The sequence below is a fragment of the Micromonospora sp. RL09-050-HVF-A genome, from assembly GCF_019374995.1.
Lineage (GTDB): Bacteria > Actinomycetota > Actinomycetes > Mycobacteriales > Micromonosporaceae > Micromonospora > Micromonospora antibiotica.
In genome coordinates this window covers 2,246,125-2,262,170 of sequence record NZ_JAGKQP010000002.1, presented here as the reverse complement: position 1 = coordinate 2,262,170, position 16,046 = coordinate 2,246,125, and the positions used below count along the sequence as shown (strand labels likewise).

14 protein-coding genes are annotated in these 16,046 nt (G+C 71.6%); 8 read left to right on the top strand and 6 right to left on the bottom strand.

The genetic code is table 11. The features are described 5' to 3' along the window. Window positions 1-7: 7 nt before the first annotated feature. Window positions 8-1,948, bottom strand: coding sequence for an amylo-alpha-1,6-glucosidase (locus J7462_RS09610; RefSeq protein WP_219463619.1), 1,941 nt, complete (start codon window positions 1,946-1,948; stop codon window positions 8-10). Window positions 1,949-1,993: 45 nt separating this feature from the next. On the opposite strand from J7462_RS09610, the gene J7462_RS09605 reads away from it, so the two are divergent. The 3 genes from J7462_RS09605 to J7462_RS09595 all read left to right on the top strand — a co-directional run bounded on the left by J7462_RS09605 (window position 1,994) and on the right by J7462_RS09595 (window position 6,626). Continuing rightward, entirely contained in the window at window positions 1,994-4,732 is a 2,739-nt protein-coding gene (locus tag J7462_RS09605) for a glucosidase (protein ID WP_219463618.1), read from the top strand. 100 nt (window positions 4,733-4,832) lie between these two features. Continuing rightward, the gene (locus J7462_RS09600) at window positions 4,833-5,540 is read left to right on the top strand and encodes an HAD family hydrolase (protein WP_308290846.1); all 708 of its coding nucleotides are present in this window, start codon (window positions 4,833-4,835) and stop codon (window positions 5,538-5,540) included. A 396-nt stretch (window positions 5,541-5,936) separates the two neighbouring features. Then, a complete protein-coding gene (locus J7462_RS09595; RefSeq protein WP_219463616.1) occupies window positions 5,937-6,626 on the top strand; it encodes a L,D-transpeptidase in 690 nt (229 codons plus the stop codon). A 169-nt stretch (window positions 6,627-6,795) separates the two neighbouring features. On the opposite strand, the gene J7462_RS09590 is transcribed toward J7462_RS09595, so the two are convergent. The 4 genes from J7462_RS09590 to J7462_RS09575 all read right to left on the bottom strand — a co-directional run bounded on the left by J7462_RS09590 (window position 6,796) and on the right by J7462_RS09575 (window position 9,045). Next, window positions 6,796-7,071 (bottom strand): hypothetical protein, encoded by a 276-nt coding sequence (locus J7462_RS09590; RefSeq protein WP_219463615.1) that lies wholly within the window; start codon window positions 7,069-7,071, stop codon window positions 6,796-6,798. A gap of 47 nt (window positions 7,072-7,118) precedes the next feature. Continuing rightward, entirely contained in the window at window positions 7,119-7,550 is a 432-nt protein-coding gene (locus J7462_RS09585; RefSeq protein ID WP_208569832.1) for a hypothetical protein, read from the bottom strand. A 518-nt stretch (window positions 7,551-8,068) separates the two neighbouring features. Continuing rightward, window positions 8,069-8,251 carry a DUF397 domain-containing protein gene (locus tag J7462_RS09580; RefSeq protein ID WP_204926244.1) on the bottom strand — a complete coding sequence of 61 codons (183 nt, stop codon included), beginning with the start codon at window positions 8,249-8,251 and terminating at the stop codon, window positions 8,069-8,071. Next, the gene (locus J7462_RS09575) at window positions 8,248-9,045 is read right to left on the bottom strand and encodes a helix-turn-helix transcriptional regulator (RefSeq protein ID WP_219463614.1); all 798 of its coding nucleotides are present in this window, start codon (window positions 9,043-9,045) and stop codon (window positions 8,248-8,250) included. Before J7462_RS09575 ends, J7462_RS09580 begins: the two co-directional genes overlap by 4 nt. A gap of 293 nt (window positions 9,046-9,338) precedes the next feature. Between J7462_RS09575 and J7462_RS09570 the strand changes: the two genes are divergently transcribed. From J7462_RS09570 to J7462_RS09550, 5 genes are all read left to right on the top strand, one after another. Next, entirely contained in the window at window positions 9,339-9,593 is a 255-nt protein-coding gene (locus J7462_RS09570) for a flavin reductase (RefSeq protein WP_219463613.1), read from the top strand. Between the two features lie 234 nt (window positions 9,594-9,827). Then, window positions 9,828-11,117, top strand: coding sequence for an ABC transporter substrate-binding protein (locus J7462_RS09565; protein WP_219463610.1), 1,290 nt, complete (start codon window positions 9,828-9,830; stop codon window positions 11,115-11,117). Beyond that, a complete protein-coding gene (locus J7462_RS09560; protein ID WP_219463602.1) occupies window positions 11,114-12,013 on the top strand; it encodes a carbohydrate ABC transporter permease in 900 nt (299 codons plus the stop codon). The genes J7462_RS09565 and J7462_RS09560 overlap by 4 nt, the downstream gene beginning before the upstream one ends. A gap of 1 nt (window position 12,014) precedes the next feature. Further along, window positions 12,015-12,848: a carbohydrate ABC transporter permease gene (locus J7462_RS09555; RefSeq protein ID WP_208569783.1), complete on the top strand. Its 834-nt coding sequence runs from the start codon at window positions 12,015-12,017 to the stop codon at window positions 12,846-12,848. A gap of 8 nt (window positions 12,849-12,856) precedes the next feature. Further along, window positions 12,857-14,062: an ABC transporter ATP-binding protein gene (locus tag J7462_RS09550; protein ID WP_219463600.1), complete on the top strand. Its 1,206-nt coding sequence runs from the start codon at window positions 12,857-12,859 to the stop codon at window positions 14,060-14,062. Between the two features lie 677 nt (window positions 14,063-14,739). On the opposite strand, the gene J7462_RS09545 is transcribed toward J7462_RS09550, so the two are convergent. Then, window positions 14,740-15,846, bottom strand: a complete 1,107-nt coding sequence (locus tag J7462_RS09545) for a winged helix DNA-binding domain-containing protein (RefSeq protein WP_219463598.1) — start codon at window positions 15,844-15,846, stop codon at window positions 14,740-14,742. Window positions 15,847-16,046 lie beyond the last annotated feature (200 nt).

Genomic DNA, 16,046 nt, shown 5'->3' with positions numbered 1-16,046 from the left:
CGCCTGCCTATCGAACCCGCCTGACCCGCAGCAGCTCGGCCACCGACCACGCCTGGAACGGGCAGCCGGTGGCGGCGTGCGGGGCGGTGGCGTCCGCCGTCTCGCTGACCGAGCCCAGGCCGAATTCCCCCAGGTGTCCGACCAGCCCGACCAGCAGGTCGTCGGTGGGCAGCCCGGCCTTGCGGTACGCCTCGACGAACGGCCCGACCAGCCACGGCCAGACCGTCCCCTGGTGGTACGCGCCGTCCCGCTCCGCCGGGCCACCCCGGTGCCGGGGCGCGAACTCCGGCGAGTCGGGGGCGAGGCTGCGCGGGCCCAGCGGGGTGAACAGCCCGGCGGCCACCCGACGCAGCGCCACCGGGTCCGGCTCCAGCGGGGCGTACGGCAGCGACCAGGCGAGCAGCTGGTTGGGGCGCAGCAGGTCGTCGTCGTGGTGCGCCGCCCCACCCAGCGGGTACGCCGGGGCGGGCGCGTCCACCACGTCGTGCAGCCAGCCCGCCGGGGTGGGGAACCGCTTACCGAACGCGTCCCGGGCCCGGTGGTGCAGCCGCCACAGCTCGGCCGGGTCCTGCCCGGCCAGCTCGGTCAGCTCCGCCAACCCGGCCAGCCCGTTGATCCACAACGCGTTGACCTCAACCGGCTTGCCGGTACGCGGGGTCACCGGCACCCCGTACACCCGGGCGTCCATCCAGGTCAGCGCGGTGCCCGGGGTGCCACCCTGGGTGATCAGCCCGTCGGCCGGGTCGACCGCGATGCCGTACCGGGTGCCGGCCAGGTGTGCCTGCACCACCCCGTGCAGCGCCGGCAGCAGCTCGTCACCCAGGTCGGTGTCGCCGGTGACGGTGACGTGCCGGCTCACCGCGTGCAGGAACCACAGCGTCGCGTCGACCGTGTTGTACTCCACCCGACCCGTGTCGGCGGTGTTCGCCAGCATCCCCTCCGACAGCGTCGCCGCGTACCCCCGCAGCAGCTCCCGCCCCTCGTCGGCCCGCCCGGTGCACAGGAACAACCCCTCGTAGGAGGTCATGGTGTCCCGCGACCAGGCCCCGAACCACGGGTAGCCGGCGACCACGTCCGGGCCGGTGGCGGTGCGCACCACGAACGCGTCGGCGGCCAGCGCCAGGGTGGCGTCCACCGCGTCGGCCGGTTTCGCCGCCGCCACGACCGCCCGGTGCCGTTGCCGGGCCGCCGCCACCACCTGCGTCGCCGGGGGCGGCTCCTCGGCCAGGTCGCCGGCCCAGGCCAGCACCGACACGGTGTCCCCGGGGCGGTCCAGCGCGCCGGAGAACCGCCCGGCGCACCACAGGTCCTCGTCGGGGTGCAGCCCCCGGGCGGCCTCCTCGCGGTGGTGCACGCCCAGCCACCACTGCCCCTCGGGCGTCCAGTCCGGGCCGGTCAGCCGGTATGCGCCCTCGACCACCGCGCCGCCGTCGGCCGGCTCCACCCGGGGCGTCGGACCGTCGGCCCGCCGCTCGCCGTGCGCGTCGCGCCAGGTGCAGGCGGCCGACAGGTCCAGCCGGACCGGGCCGCCGGCCACCAGCCGGTGCACCACCGCCACGGCGGGCCGGCCGTACGTCATGGCCAGTTCCCGCTCGATCACCACCTCGCCGATCCGCCACCGCCAGCGCGGCAGCCCGTCGACCAGGTCGAACCGTTCCAGGAACTCGTAGCCGCGCGGGTCGACCACGCCGGAGTTCCACTCGTGCGCGCCGAGCCGCACCCGGGCCCCGGACGGCAGGACCACCGCCGGGTCCAGGCTGACCAGTCCCACCCGGCGGGCGGCCGGCGTCTCTCCGGCGACCACCAGCAGACCGTGGTAGCGGCGGGTCCGCAACCCGCTCACCGTGCCCATGGCGTAACCGCCGAGACCGTCGGTGACCAGCCATTCCCGGGTCGCCCCGGTGGCCAGTTCACCGCAGACCCCCGGCCCGAAACCGAACTCGATCAACTTCTTTCCTCCTGTGGCGGCGAGGTGTAACACGCCACGACGACAATGGCCGCTGTGGTCAAGTACCCCGGCGGCGTCGAAAATGTGCAGGTGCTCACCGACAGATCGCCCTCCGACGCCCCGTCCCCCGACGCCGAGCGGCTCCGGCTCGCCCAGGCTGACGCCGGGGAGCAGGACTGGCGAGCATGGGGTCCCTATCTGTCCGAGCGGGCGTGGGGGACGGTACGGGAGGACTACAGCGAACACGGCACGGCGTGGGACTACTTCCCCCACGACCACGCGCGGTCCAGAGCCTACCGGTGGAACGAGGACGGCATGGCGGGCGTCTGCGACGACCGGCAGACGTTCTGCTTCGCGCTGGCGCTGTGGAACGGCGTCGACCCGATCCTCAAGGAGCGGATGTTCGGCCTCGGCGGCGACGGCGGCAACCACGGCGAGGACGCCAAGGAATACTGGTGGTACCTCGACAGCACCCCCACCCACTCGTGGATGCGCTGGCGCTACCACTACCCGCAGGCCGCCTTCCCGTACGACGAGCTGGTCGCCGTGAACGCCCTGCGCGGCCGGGACGAGAACGAGTACGAGCTGGTCGACACCGGCATCTTCGACGACGACAGGTACTGGGCGGTCACCGTCGACTACGCCAAGGCGTCCCCGACGGACATGTGCATCCTGGTCACCGTCGCCAACCGGGCCGACGAGGCGGCCACCCTGCACGTGCTGCCCACGCTGTGGTTCCGCAACACCTGGGCCTGGGGTCCGCCCGGCGCGGACCGGGTGCCCCGGCTGACCGGCGAGGGGGGCCGGCTGGTCGGCGAGCACTGGGTGCTGGGGCAGATCCTGCTGGAGGGCGACGGCGAGCCGGTCCCGCTGCTCTGCGACAACGACACCAACGCCGAGCGGCTGTGGGGGCTGGCCGGTCGCTCGCCGTACCCGAAGGACGGGATCAACGACCACGTGGTGGCCGGCGCGGCCACCGTCAACCCGGACCGGGAGGGCACCAAGGGTGCCCTGCACTACGTGCTGGAGGTGCCGGCCGGCGGGCAACGGCAGATCCGGTTGCGGCTGACCCGGACCGCCCCGCCGCCCGGGGCCGTCGCACCGCCCCCGGCGGAGTTGGGCGCGGGCTTCGACGCGGTGGTGTGGGCCCGGCGGGCCGAGGCGAACCGCTTCTTCGCCGGGGTGATCCCGGCGGCGGCCAGCGCCGACGAGGCACTGGTGGCCCGGCAGGCGATCGCCGGGCTGATGTGGGGCAAGCAGTTCTACCACTTCGACGTCAAACGGTGGCTCGACGGCGACCCGGGCTCGACGCCGCCGGCCGGCCGCCGCCACGGGCGCAACAGCGCCTGGTGGCACATGACCAGCTTCGACGTGATCTCCATGCCGGACCCGTGGGAATATCCCTGGTACGCCGCCTGGGATCTGGCCTTCCACTGCGTCACCATCGCCCGGGTCGACCCGGGCTTCGCCAAGGCGCAGGTGCTGCTCCTGCTCCGCGAGTGGTACCTGCACCCCAACGGCCAGATCCCGGCGTACGAGTGGGCGTTCGGCGACGTGAACCCGCCGGTGCACGCCTGGGCGGCGCTGAAGGTGTTCGAGATCGACGGCGGGCGCGACCACGAGTTCCTCGCCCGGGTGATGCACAAGCTGCTGCTCAACTTCACCTGGTGGGTCAACCGCAAGGACACCGGCGGCAACAACCTGTTCGAGGGCGGTTTCCTCGGGCTGGACAACGTCGGCCCGTTCGACCGCTCGGCGGCGCTGCCGGTGGCCGGGGTCCTCGAACAGTCCGACGGCACCGGCTGGATGGCGATGTACGCCCTCAACCTGCTGGACATGGCCATCGTGCTGGCCGAGCACGACCGGGCGTACGTGGACACCGCGACGAAGTTCTTCGAACACTTCGCGTACATCGCCGCCGCCGGTTACTCGCAGGGGCTGTGGGACGCCGAGGACGCGTTCTTCTACGACGTGCTGCGCCTCGCCGACGGCAGTCAGGTGCCGCTGAAGGTCCGCTCGGTGGTCGGGTTGCTGCCGTTGGCGGCCACCACCCGGCTCAGCGCCCGTACCCTGCACCGCCTGCCCGAGCTGGGTGCCCGGCTGCGCTGGTTCCTCACCCAACGCCCCGAGTACGCCGACGTGATCGGGGCCCGTCGGCTCGGCCCGGACGGGCGTCAGCAGCGGCTGCTGTCCATGGTCGGCCCGGAGCAGGTGGTCCGGCTGCTGGCCCGGATGCTCGACCCCGACGAGTTCCTCTCCGACTACGGTCTGCGTACGCTGAGCCGGGCGCACCTGGACAAGCCGTTCGCGGTCGACCTGGGCGGGCAGGAGTTCTGCGTCGGCTACGAGCCGGCCGAGTCGACGAGCGGGTTGTTCGGCGGCAACTCCAACTGGCGCGGCCCGATCTGGATGCCGACGAACTTCCTGCTGATCAGCGCGTTGCGTGACTACGCGGCGTTCTTCGGCGACGACCTGCAGGTGGAGTACCCGACCAGGTCGGGGCGCAAGTGCACCCTGGACGAGATCGCCGACGACCTGTCCGTCCGGTTGATCTCACTGTTCACCCGGGACGACTGGGGCCGCCGGCCGATCTACGGGGCGTGTCAGCTGTTCCAGACCCATCCCGACTGGCGGGACCTGATCGCCTTCCCCGAGTATTTCCACGGCGACAACGGCGCCGGGCTCGGGGCCTGGCACCAGACCGGGTGGACGGCGCTGGTGGCCGACCTGATTCTGACCCTGCGCCGGGACAACCCGGATGTGCCGGGCGGGCCGGGCCGCTAACGTGTCCGGGACCGCCCCCGGGCCGGGCGGCCGACCGATCGGGGAGGGGACCAGGGTGGACACGGGTGCGACCGGGTCGACGTCGGGCGGGGGCGCTGCGGTGGCCGGGACGGTCCCGGGTGGGCGCGCGACGACGTTGATCTTCGACGCCGACGACACGCTGTGGGAGAACAACGTCCTGTTCGAGCGGGTGATCGACGACTTCCTGGACTGGCTCGACCACCCGAGCCTCGACCGGGCCCAGATCCGTACCGTGCTCGACGACATCGAGCGGGCCAACGCGGTGGCCCACGGCTACGGCAGCAAGGTCTTCCTGCGCAGCCTCGGCGAGTGCCTGGAGCGGCTGCGGGAACGGCCGGCCACCGCCCGGGAACGCGCGGACATCGACGGGTTGGCCACCGCGCTGGTCAACCACCAGGTCGAGTTGATGCCCGGGGTCGCCGACACCCTCGACGCCCTGGCCACCCGCTACGACCTGCTGCTGCTGACCAAGGGGGACCGGGAGGAGCAGCAACGCAAGCTGGATGCCTGCGGCCTGCTGCACCACTTCACCGCAGCGCACGTCGTGGCCGAGAAGGACGCCGGGACCTACCGGTGGCTGGCCCGGGAACACGGCTTCGCGCCGGCCGACGCGTGGATGATCGGCAACTCCCCGAAGTCGGACATCCTGCCGGCGCGGGCGGCCGGGATGCGGGCGGTGTTCATCCCCAACGAGAACACCTGGGTGCTGGAGAACGACGACCTCGACCCGGCCGACACCGGGGTGATCCGGCTGGCCGCCTTCCCGGATCTGCTCGCCCACTTCTGAGCGCCAACAGCGTCGACCCGGCTGACCGTGTCACGCCGGGATGCCGCAATTCCGCCCCGGCGGGAATCACCCCCGCAGCCCCCACCTACCTGCTTGCCCGGCCCGGCGACGGGTGCCTAACCTGGGCCCGCGTCCGGCGCCATTCGGGGTGGCCGGGACGCGCCGAAGTCCGACGCCCGGGGCACCGTGGAGCTGAGTGCAGGCGGCCTGGCCCGAGTGTCGGGCCCGACATGGGCGGCCTGCCCCGCCCGTCGTGCTCGCACCGGCGACCACCGCTGCCGGGCCGGACGGCTGGCGGTCAGGGCCGGGGAGTTGCGGACCCGGCCCTGACCCACCGGACCAGCACCCGGCGATCCTCGGGACACCTGGTGTCGTTCGTGGTGCGATCATCTCGGGATGGAAACCACACCCGGCTCGGCACTGGCGACGGGTCGCGGGCGGCCGCTCCCGCCACCGAACCGGGCCTCCCGGCTGACCACCCTGCCCGCCGGGACCCGCCAGGTCGTCATCGTCACCGGCAGCAGCTACTCCACCACGTACGCCACGATGGAGACGTTCCACCAGGCGGGTGGGCGCTGGGTGGCGGTCTCGGCCCCGCTGGCCGCCCGGCTGGGCGCGAAGGGGTTCAGCGACAACCACACCGAGGGGGCGGCGACCACCCCGACCGGGGTCTACTCCTTCGGCCCCACCATGTACGGCATCGCCGCCAACCCGGGCGTGCGCTTCCCCTACCACCGGGTGGTCACCGACGACTGGTGGAACGAGAACCCGAACTCGGCGGCCTACAACACGTTCCAGCACAGCAGCACGAACCCCGGCGGATACAGCGAGGCGTTGTGGCGGGAGGTGCCGGCGTACACCCACTTCGCGGTCATCACCTACAACATGCCGCCGACCGTGCCCAAGCCCGTGCCCAACGCCGGCAGCGGCATCTTCCTGCACGAGTTCAGCAAGGCCGGCGGCGGCCCGACCGCCGGGTGCGTCAGCATGTCGCACGCCGACCTGGTGACCGTGCTGCGCTGGCTGGACCCGAAGCATGCCCCGCGCATCGTGATCTGCCCGGCCCAGAACCTCGGCCGCTACTGATCCCCGTCCGGTGAGGGCTCGGCCGGTGTCGGGCCCTGGCTGGTGGGTGTCGGGCCCTGGCTGGTGGGCTTGACCGGTGTCGGGCCCTGGCCGGTGGAGGCATGGTCGGGTGAGCCCTGGCTGGTGCAGGGCCTTGGTCGGGGTTGAGCTGGCACGCGGTGCGCCGGGGTCAGGCGATCTCGTCCCGGACGATCGCCACCGCCACCCGGCAGAACTCGTCCATGTCGGGCCGGAAACCGGCGGCGATGTCCGGGTGCAGCCCGGACCGGGTCTCGTCGAGCAGCAGCTGGCAGACCTGCTCGACCGGCTCGCCCGCGTAGCCAGCCCGGACCCGGTCGGTGGCGGCCTGGAGGGCCGAGGTCAGCTGATCCTCCAGTGGGCCGCGCAGCTTCTGCTGCACCGGATCGAGCCCTCTCGGGTCGAGCGTGACATGTGGCTCCGACATCGGCGCTCCCTTCGTCGGCGTCCGCGGTACCCCACCGCGGACGTCGGTCAAACCACGGCTGACGCGTCGGCCACCCGGACCTGGTACGAGAAGTCCTCCGCCGGTTCCTCCCGGTACGACAGCCGGCGGATCTGCCGGTCGTCGACGTAGAGGGCGACGTCGACCAGGACCCCGAGATGGGCCAGCCCGATGTTGGCCACCCGCTTCTTGTCCTGGAGCACCGCGCACACCCCGCCCAGCAGGGTGCTGGCGTCGGAGGTGCGGTGCCCGGGTGGGCACCGCAGGATCAGGTCGACCTCGATCGGCCCGGCCAACGGAGTCCAGCCGGTCTGCTGGGCCGCGGCGCAGGCCGCCTCGAGTAGGGCGCGGACCCTCGTCGCCTGCCGATGGCCGGCAGCGAAGATGGACAGCGCCTCGGTTTTCACCGGTGGCAGGCCGCTCACCTCGAACGTCAGGGCGAGAGCGCGGGTGTCCTGCACCACGGGGCACCTCCTCGTTGAGGACGATCCTGCCCGGGCCGGGGGCGCGCAGTGGGAGTTCGCGGGAGAACCCACCGAACGGGCAGGCTGATGTCGGCCGGAGGCGTATCGACTACGACGGCGACGCGCGGCCTGGTGGAGTGAGTGCGTCAACGCTAGTGCACGCGGCATGCCCCGGGACAGCCCACCGCGCCCGCCATCCGGACAGTCGTCGACAAGCCGACGGGCCGCGCGATGCCGGTCGGGACGGGGCGGCGCGGTTGATCGACTCCTTGGGGTCGATGTTGCGGTGTCCGCCGCACCTCGATACCGCTGTTGCGCCCCACATGAGTCGATCTTGCGCTCGGCACGCTGCGGCCGGCCGGGCCAGGGCAGCCGAGGGCGGGTCGGATGGGGGCCGGCCGCGGCCGGGTCAGGGCGGGCCGGGATCGGGGCTGGTCAGGCTGACCGGCGCGGGGCGGCCGGGCCGGGTCGACCAGGCTCCCGGCGGTGCGGGGGAGCCTGGTCGACCGACCTGGTCAGTGCCGCTTGGCGTAGCCGACGAACGCGGTCCAGGCCGTACGGTCGAAGTGCAGGGTGCCGCCCTCGCGGTCCTTGGTGTCGCGCACCAGCACCCGGTCGGGCAGATTGTCGGCGACCTCGACGCACGATCCGCCGTTGCCGCCGGACCTGGTCGACTTCCGCCACTGCGGGGTCATCATGTCCATGACTTCGCCACTTCCTCGATCAGCTCGATTGACTGCCGGCGGGGGAGCGCCTCGTTCCGCACGATCTCCCACGTTCTGGCCAGCGTAGCGACATCGGTCGGCGTATCGACGATCTGCGCGGTGAGCTGGTTGTCCGCATGGGCGACCCGCTCGCCGTCGGGCATCTCGGCGATGATGAACTGCCCGGCCAGCCCCAGGTACATGCCGGCGTCGGTCGGCACGATGTGCACCTGGACGTGCTCCTCGGCGGTCAACCGGGCCAGGTGCTCGCACTGCTCGATCATCAGCCCCGGCTGGTCGAGCACCGGCCGGCGCAGCACCGTCTCGTCGATCACGCAGATGAGCTGCGGTGGGCGTTCCCGCCGCAGGATCGCCTGCCGTTCGAGCCGGGACGCCACGATCCGGTCGACGTCCTCCGGGGCGAACCGGCCACCGGCCAGCGTCGCGCGGGCGTACCGTTCGGTCTGCAACAGGCCCGGCACGTACGCCAGCTCGAACCAGCGCAGCGTGGTCGCCTCCCGTTCGAACTCGATCCACTCCCGCAGCCAGGCGGGCTCGGCGTCGAGCCGGCCCAACCGGTCCAGCATCCGCAGGAAGCGCCCGCCGGTGTCGTGGTGGCCGTCGACGGCCTTCATGAACTCCTTCGTGGGCGCCCGGCCGCCGGTCTCCACCGAGCTGACGTGCGACCCCGAGTAGCCGATGCCCTTACCGAAATCCTCCTGGCTGAGTGCGAGTGACGCCCGGAACAGGCGTAACTCCTCCAACACGTAGTCGGTAGCCGTCCCCATCACACCCCCGGTTCCTGCCCACCGTGGACCGGCGGGTCGCTCGTGGTCGCTCACCCACCCTGCTGAGCTGCGCAGATGACGTGAGCGTGTATCGAAAGTAGTGGTCCGGTCAGCACATTGTCACCGGTGGCGGGCCCGCTGGCAGCCGGGGAGGGCGGCAGCGGGCCCTGCCCGGGGCCGCTCCCGACACCCCCCGTGCGGGAGCGGCCCCTTCCAATCCCAGGTCGATGCGGTCGGCCTCCGGCCACGACGGCCGGGGGCCACCGCGCCCACGATTCGAGGAGGTGGCGGTGATGGTGGTCCGACCGCCGGTCCCGCACGTCGCGATGCGCCCGCTGTGGCGGTGCCGCAACTGTGGCCGGGAGTGGCCCTGCCAGCCGGCCAAGCTCGCCCTGCTCACCGAGTACCGCAGGGACCGCACCGGGCTGCTGGTCTACCTCGGCACCCTGATGCACGAGGCGACCAACCAGCTCGCCCAACTGCACCCGGAGCACCCGCCGGCCCGGATGAACGAACGTTTCCTGACCTGGGCCAGGGCCCGGCGCTGAAACCGCCCGCACGGGCACGACCCGGACACCGGTGACGCCTGCGCGGTGGGCCCGGCCCCACCCGTCCCGACTCCGGTTACCGACAGGTTTCACGACTTCGCAGGTCGGGCAGTGTAGGCGCACGCAACACCCCGGGGCGGCGCGTTTCCGCACTTCACCGGCCCGGTAACGGCTTGCCGTGCACCGGGGCACGGGTTGACCTCCCCGGTTTCGCCGAAGAGAGGGGGAGGGGCGATGACGGACCCCGGAACGGCCCGACACCGGCGTCGGCCGGCGCTCCGGGCCGGGGCGGCCGCCGCCGCGCTGGCGCTGGTCGCGCCGCTGGCCGCGTGCGGCACCGACGACGGTGGCGGTGGTACGCCCACGATCAACCTGTACTACCCGCCCGAGCAGAACCTGCAGAAGGTGGTCGACGACTGCAACACCCGGGCCGAGGGGCGCTACAAGATCGCCTACCGGGTGCTGCCCCGGCAGGCCGACGACCAGCGGGTGCAGTTGGTCCGCCGGCTGGCCGCCGAGGACACCGGGATGGACGTGCTCGGCCTCGACGTCACCTGGACCCAGGAGTTCGCCAGCGCGAAGTGGATCCGGGAGTGGACCGGTCAGGACAAGTCCGAGGTCGAACAGGGCACCCTGGCGGGCCCGCTGGACACCGCCCGCTACGAGGGCAAGCTCTACGGGGCGCCCAAGAACACCAACGTGCAACTGCTCTGGTACCGCAGCGACCTCGTCCCGCAGGCACCCAAGACCTGGGACGACATGATCACCGTCGCCAAGGACCTCAAGGGGCAGGGCAAGCCGTACCAGGTGCTCACCATGGGCGCGCAGTACGAGGGCCTGGTGGTGCTCTACAACACGCTCGCCGAGAGTGCCGGGGGCAAGATCCTCAGCGACGACGGCAAGCAGGCCGTGATGGACGAAGGCACCGTCAAGGCCCTCGACCAGCTCCAGCGCTTCGCCACGTCGGGCGTGACGTCACCGTCGTTCAGCAACTCCACCGAGGATCCGGTCCGGCTGGACTTCCAGTCCGGCAAGGGCGCCTTCCAGGTCAACTGGCCGTTCGTCTACCCGGCGTTGCAGGAGGCCGACCCGGAGCTGGCCAAGAAGGTCAAGTGGGCCCGGGTGCCCGGCATCGACGCGAACACCCCCAGCAAGGTCACCATCGGCGGGGTCAACATGGCGGTCAGCGCCTACTCCAAGCACCCGACGGAGTCCTTCGAGGCGGCGAAGTGCCTCCGGGACGCCAAGAACCAGAAGTTCTCCGCGATCAACGACGGGGTGCCACCGACCATCGAGGCGGTCTACGACGACCCGGAGATGGACGAGGCGTACCCGATGAAGGAGACCATCCTGGAGGAGCTGAAGGAGCCGGCGGTCCGTCCGCTGACCCCCGCGTACCAGAGCATCTCCACGGTGATGTCGGCGATCCTGTCGCCGCCGTCGGCGATCAGGCCGGAGCAGACCGCCAAGGAGCTGCGCGACGCGATCTCCGACGCGCTCCAGTCCAAGGGGGTCCTGCCGTGAGTCGGCGAGCCCCGCTGAGCGAGAACAAGAAGGCCGAACGGAAACTGGGCTGGCTGCTGTGCGCCCCGGCCGCGCTGGTCATGGTGCTGGTCACCGCGTACCCGATCATCTATTCGGTCTGGTTGTCGTTGCAGCGCTTCGACCTGCGCTTCCCCGACGAGCGGAAGTTCATCGGGCTGGAGAACTACGTCACCGTGCTCAGCAACGAGTTCTGGTGGACCGCGTTCGGGGTGACCATGCTGATCACGGTGGTCACCGTCGCGGTGGAGCTGGTGCTCGGCATGGGGCTGGCCCTGGTCATGCACCGCACCCTGGTCGGCCGGGGCATCGTCCGGACCGCCGCGCTGATCCCCTACGGCATCGTCACGGTCGTCGCCGCGTTCTCCTGGCGGTACGCCTGGACGCCCGGCACCGGCTACCTGGCCAACCTGTTCGACGGCAGCGCGCCACTGACCGAGCGGGCCAGTTCGCTGGCGATCATCATGCTGGCGGAGATCTGGAAGACCACCCCGTTCATGGCCCTGCTGCTGATGGCCGGGCTGGCGCTGGTGCCGGAGGACCTGCTCAAGGCGGCCTCCACCGATGGGGCGACGGCGTGGCAGCGGTTCACCAAGGTGATGCTGCCGGTGATGAAGCCGGCGATCCTGGTCGCGCTGCTGTTCCGCACCCTCGACGCGTTCCGGGTCTTCGACAACATCTTCGTGCTCACCAACGGCGGCAACGAGACCTCGTCGGTGTCGATGCTCGCCTACAACAACCTGATCCGGGGGCTCAACCTCGGCATCGGCTCCACGATGTCCGTGCTGATCTTCATCACGGTGGCGATCATCGCGTTCGTCTTCGTGAAGCTGTTCGGCACCGCTGCCCCGGGCAGCGACGACGGGGAGAGGCGCTGACATGGCCGACACCACCACCCGCGCGAAGCTGCGCTGGGGCCTGATCGACGTCATCGTCGTCGTGTTCGCCCTGGTCCCGGTGCTCTGGATCGCCTCCCTGTCGTTCAAGACCCCGGCCACCCTCACCGACGGCAAGTTCTGGCCCCGGGAGTGGACGCTGGACAACTACCGGAGCATCTTCGACACCGACCAGTTCGTCCGCGCCCTGGTCAACTCGATCGGCATCGCCCTGATCGCCACGCTCATCGCGGTGGTCCTCGGCGCGATGGCCGCGTACGCGATCAGCCGGCTGGACTTCCCCGGCAAGCGCCTGCTGGTCGGGGTGTCCCTGCTGATCGCGATGTTCCCGCAGGTGTCGCTGGTGTCGCCGCTGTTCGAGATCGAACGGCAACTCGGCCTCTTCGACACCTGGCCGGGGCTGATCCTGCCGTACATCACCTTCGCGCTGCCGCTGGCGATCTACACGCTGTCGGCGTTCTTCAAGCAGATCCCGTGGGACCTGGAGAAGGCCGCGAAGATGGACGGCGCGACCCAGGCGCAGGCGTTCCGGCGGGTCATCGCCCCGCTGGCCGCCCCGGGCCTGTTCACCACGGCGATCCTGGTCTTCATCTTCTGCTGGAACGACTTCCTGTTCGCCATCACGCTCACCTCGACCGAGCGGGCCCGTACGGTGCCGGTGGCGCTGTCGTTCTTCACCGGCGAGTCGCAGTTCGAGGACCCCACCGGGGCGATCTGCGCCGCCGCCGTGGTGATCACCATTCCGATCATCCTGTTCGTGCTCTTCTTCCAGCGCCGCATCGTCTCCGGTCTGACCTCCGGCGCAGTCAAGGGATAGGTGACAAAATGGCTGACATCGTGCTGGACAAGGTGAGCAAGAGCTTCCCCGACGGCACCGTCGCGGTGCAGGACGTCGACCTGGAGATCGCCGACGGCGAGTTCGTCATCCTGGTCGGGCCGTCCGGCTGCGGGAAGTCCACCACCCTCAACATGATCGCCGGGCTGGAGGACATCAGCTCCGGTGAGCTGCGCATCGGCGGGCAGCGGGTCAACGACAAGGCGCCCCGGGACCGGGACATCGCGATGGTGTTCCAGTCGTACGCGCTCTACCCGAACATGACCGTCCGGGAGAACATGGCGTTCCCGCTGCGGCTGGCCAAGCTGGACAAGGCGACCATCGACCAGAAGGTGGACGAGGCGGCGAAAGTGCTGGAGCTGACCTCGCTGCTCGACCGCAAGCCGGCGAACCTCTCCGGTGGGCAGCGCCAGCGGGTGGCGATGGGCCGGGCGATCGTCCGGCAGCCCAAGGCGTTCCTGATGGACGAGCCACTGTCCAACCTGGATGCCAAGCTGCGGGTGCAGATGCGTACCGTGGTGTCCCGGTTGCAGAAGAAGCTCGGCACCACCACCGTCTACGTGACCCACGACCAGACCGAGGCGATGACCCTCGGCGACCGCGTGGTCATCATGCGGGGTGGCGCGATCCAGCAGGTCGGCCCGCCCCAGGAGCTGTACGACCACCCCCGCAACCTCTTCGTCGCCGGTTTCATCGGCTCCCCGTCGATGAACTTCCTGCACGCCGCCGTGGAGGACGGGAAGCTGCGGACCGCCCTGGGTGACGTGCCGATCGGCGACCGGATCCGCCGCGAGCTGGAGGGGGCCGACGCGCCCAGGGAGCTGATCCTCGGCATCCGCCCCGAGCACTTCGAGGACGCCGAACTGATCGACGACGAGGCGCGGGCCCGGGGCATGGAGTTCACCGCCCCCGCCGACATCGTCGAGTCGATGGGCTCCGACAAGTACGTCTACTTCACCGTCGAGGGGCAGCGGGCCAGCGCCGCCGAGCTGGAGGAGTTGGCCGCCGACGCCGGGGCCGACTTCAGCGGCGGCGGGGGCAACCTGGTGACCCGGCTGTCGGCCGAGTCGCCGGTGCAGGAGGGCGAGGACCGGCGGGTCTGGTTCAACCTGGAGAAGATCCACCTGTTCGACCCGTCGAACGGGCGGAATCTCACCCTGCACGAGGGCCGGTCGGCCGGCACGCTCGGCAACTGATCCCCTCCCGGCCCGGACGTCCGGCCCCAGCGGCGGCGGCCCACCCCGCTGGGGCTGCAGGCCCCGCTGGGACCGCAGCCCCGCTGGGACCGCAGACGCAGCGGCCCGGTGCGGCTGCCCACGAGGCCGGTGACGGCCTGCGCCGTCCGAGCCCGACCTCGGGGCTCGCCGCCACCCGCCCAGCGCGGACAGTAACCCAAACGTCCGCCTCGCCCCACCACCTTCGGCCCCTTTGCTCTGCTGCCACCGATGCGACGCTCACTTTCCGCAACTGTCGCGTGGATGGCAGCAGAGCAAAGGGGGCGGGTGGGTGTGGCGGCGGTCGGCGAGGTGTTTCGGTGAATTACCAGTTCAGGGCACATGAGGGTGGGGTTTCTGGCTTCTCGGCAGCCGAGGCGGCCGATTACTGGCAGTAATACTGCCGAGAATTACGCTGAGTTGTCACCGGGGCAAGGTGTTCGGGATGTGTGCGCATCACTGCGGCGCGCAGGAACTACCCAGTCCGTGGTGGCTACCGGGCTCGTGGCGGCTGCCCGGCCCGTGGTGACTACCCGGCCCAGGAGGGCTGCGCGGCCTATGGGGCTGCCCGGCCCAGGCGGACTGTGCGGCCTGTGGGGGCTGTGCGGCGCGGGCGGCGGCCGGGAGTTCCGGCACGAGGGGCTGCGGGATGCGGCGGGCTACCAGGAGAGGTGCAACGGCAGGTCGAGGAAGCGGGCGTAGCCTTCCAACGCCACCCCGACCCGCTGTCTGATCTCCGTGTCCAGCGGGACCAGCGGCTGCACCGTCACGGTGACCCTGGTCCGGGCGAGGCGGCGCTTCCAGGTGCCGACCACCCGGCCGCCGCGCACCACCGTGGACTGGAAGACGCCGTTGCCGCCGGGGATCACCGCCGGCACGTGCGCCGGGTCCACCATCAGGGTGCGGTCCTTGAAGCCCAGCAGATACTCGTCGAAGCCGGGGAGCACGTGGACGTCGTCCACCGGCAGGCGGGGCGCGTCGAGCAACGCCGGGTCGAGGTGCGACTCCACGCCGTCGACGTGCACCACGGCCAACTGCCCGGCGTCGGTGGCGACCGCGATGGCGCGCTTCGCGTCGGCGGCGGTCAGCCCCGTCCAGCCGGTGAAGTCCCGCCGGGTCGTCGGCCCGTGACTGCGGAAGTAGCGCCGGGCCAGGATGCCCAGCGCCTCGTCGCGCTCGGGCCGGTGCGGGTCGGGGGCCCACTCGTCGAGTAGCGCGAAGGTCTGCTCGGTGCCCACGTGCGGGGCGATGCAGGTGACACCCCGTTGGCTGGCGTACCAGAGCAGGTGGTAGGCGCGCTGGCCGGTGGTGTCGATGCCGGCGGCGGCGAGTGTGGCCAGGCACTGGGCGCGGGTCAACCGGCCGCCGCCGGCCAGCGCCGCGCCGAGCACGTCGGCGGCCCGGTCGGCGTCTGCCTCGGTCAGCCCGATCGTGGCCCGGCGGGCCGGTGCCCCGGCCAGGGCGCGTACCCCGGTCAGCTCCAGCATCCAGCGGGCGTCGCGGCAGGGGAGCAGGTGCACGGTGCCCCGCATCGGCCAGGTGCGCAGCGCCTCGCGTCGTTCCAGGGCGGCGCGTACGTCGGCCTCGGTGTGACCGGGCAGCCGCAGGCCCAGCGACCACAGGCCGCTCGCCGCGTCCTGGGCCTGCATGGCACCGAACCACTCCACCACCCCGGCCACGTCCACCGGCCGGCCACCCGGGTGCTCCCGCAGGCCCAGCGCGGTCATCCGCAACGTCAGCGCCTCGCCGCCGGTCAGCTCCACCATGCGGCCAGCATAGGAGCGACCCCCGACGTCGGCCGGCACACCCGGACCGGACCGCCACCGCGGGGCGCGCAGCGCGGTGGTCATGTGGGTGGAGACCCCTGATCGCGCTACGCCGGTTGCCGAACCGGCGGAGCGCGATCCCCCGTGCAGGTCCCCCGAACCCCGAGGGTGGCCCCCACCCCGGCGTCCGTGCCCCCAGG

Bases quoted from the DNA above. Each gene is read 5' to 3' on its own strand.
- J7462_RS09605 (WP_219463618.1), top strand. From the start codon at position 1,994: ATGGCCGCTGTGGTCAAGTACCCCGGCGGCGTCGAAAATGTGCAGGTG.
- J7462_RS09595 (WP_219463616.1), top strand. From the start codon at position 5,937: ATGGAAACCACACCCGGCTCGGCACTGGCGACGGGTCGCGGGCGGCCG.
- J7462_RS09565 (WP_219463610.1), top strand. From the start codon at position 9,828: ATGACGGACCCCGGAACGGCCCGACACCGGCGTCGGCCGGCGCTCCGG.
- J7462_RS09545 (WP_219463598.1), bottom strand. From the start codon at position 15,846: ATGGTGGAGCTGACCGGCGGCGAGGCGCTGACGTTGCGGATGACCGCG.
- J7462_RS09575 (WP_219463614.1), bottom strand. From the start codon at position 9,045: ATGGGGACGGCTACCGACTACGTGTTGGAGGAGTTACGCCTGTTCCGG.
- J7462_RS09570 (WP_219463613.1), top strand. From the start codon at position 9,339: ATGGTGGTCCGACCGCCGGTCCCGCACGTCGCGATGCGCCCGCTGTGG.
- J7462_RS09555 (WP_208569783.1), top strand. From the start codon at position 12,015: ATGGCCGACACCACCACCCGCGCGAAGCTGCGCTGGGGCCTGATCGAC.
- J7462_RS09550 (WP_219463600.1), top strand. From the start codon at position 12,857: ATGGCTGACATCGTGCTGGACAAGGTGAGCAAGAGCTTCCCCGACGGC.
- J7462_RS09580 (WP_204926244.1), bottom strand. From the start codon at position 8,251: ATGATGACCCCGCAGTGGCGGAAGTCGACCAGGTCCGGCGGCAACGGC.
- J7462_RS09590 (WP_219463615.1), bottom strand. From the start codon at position 7,071: ATGTCGGAGCCACATGTCACGCTCGACCCGAGAGGGCTCGATCCGGTG.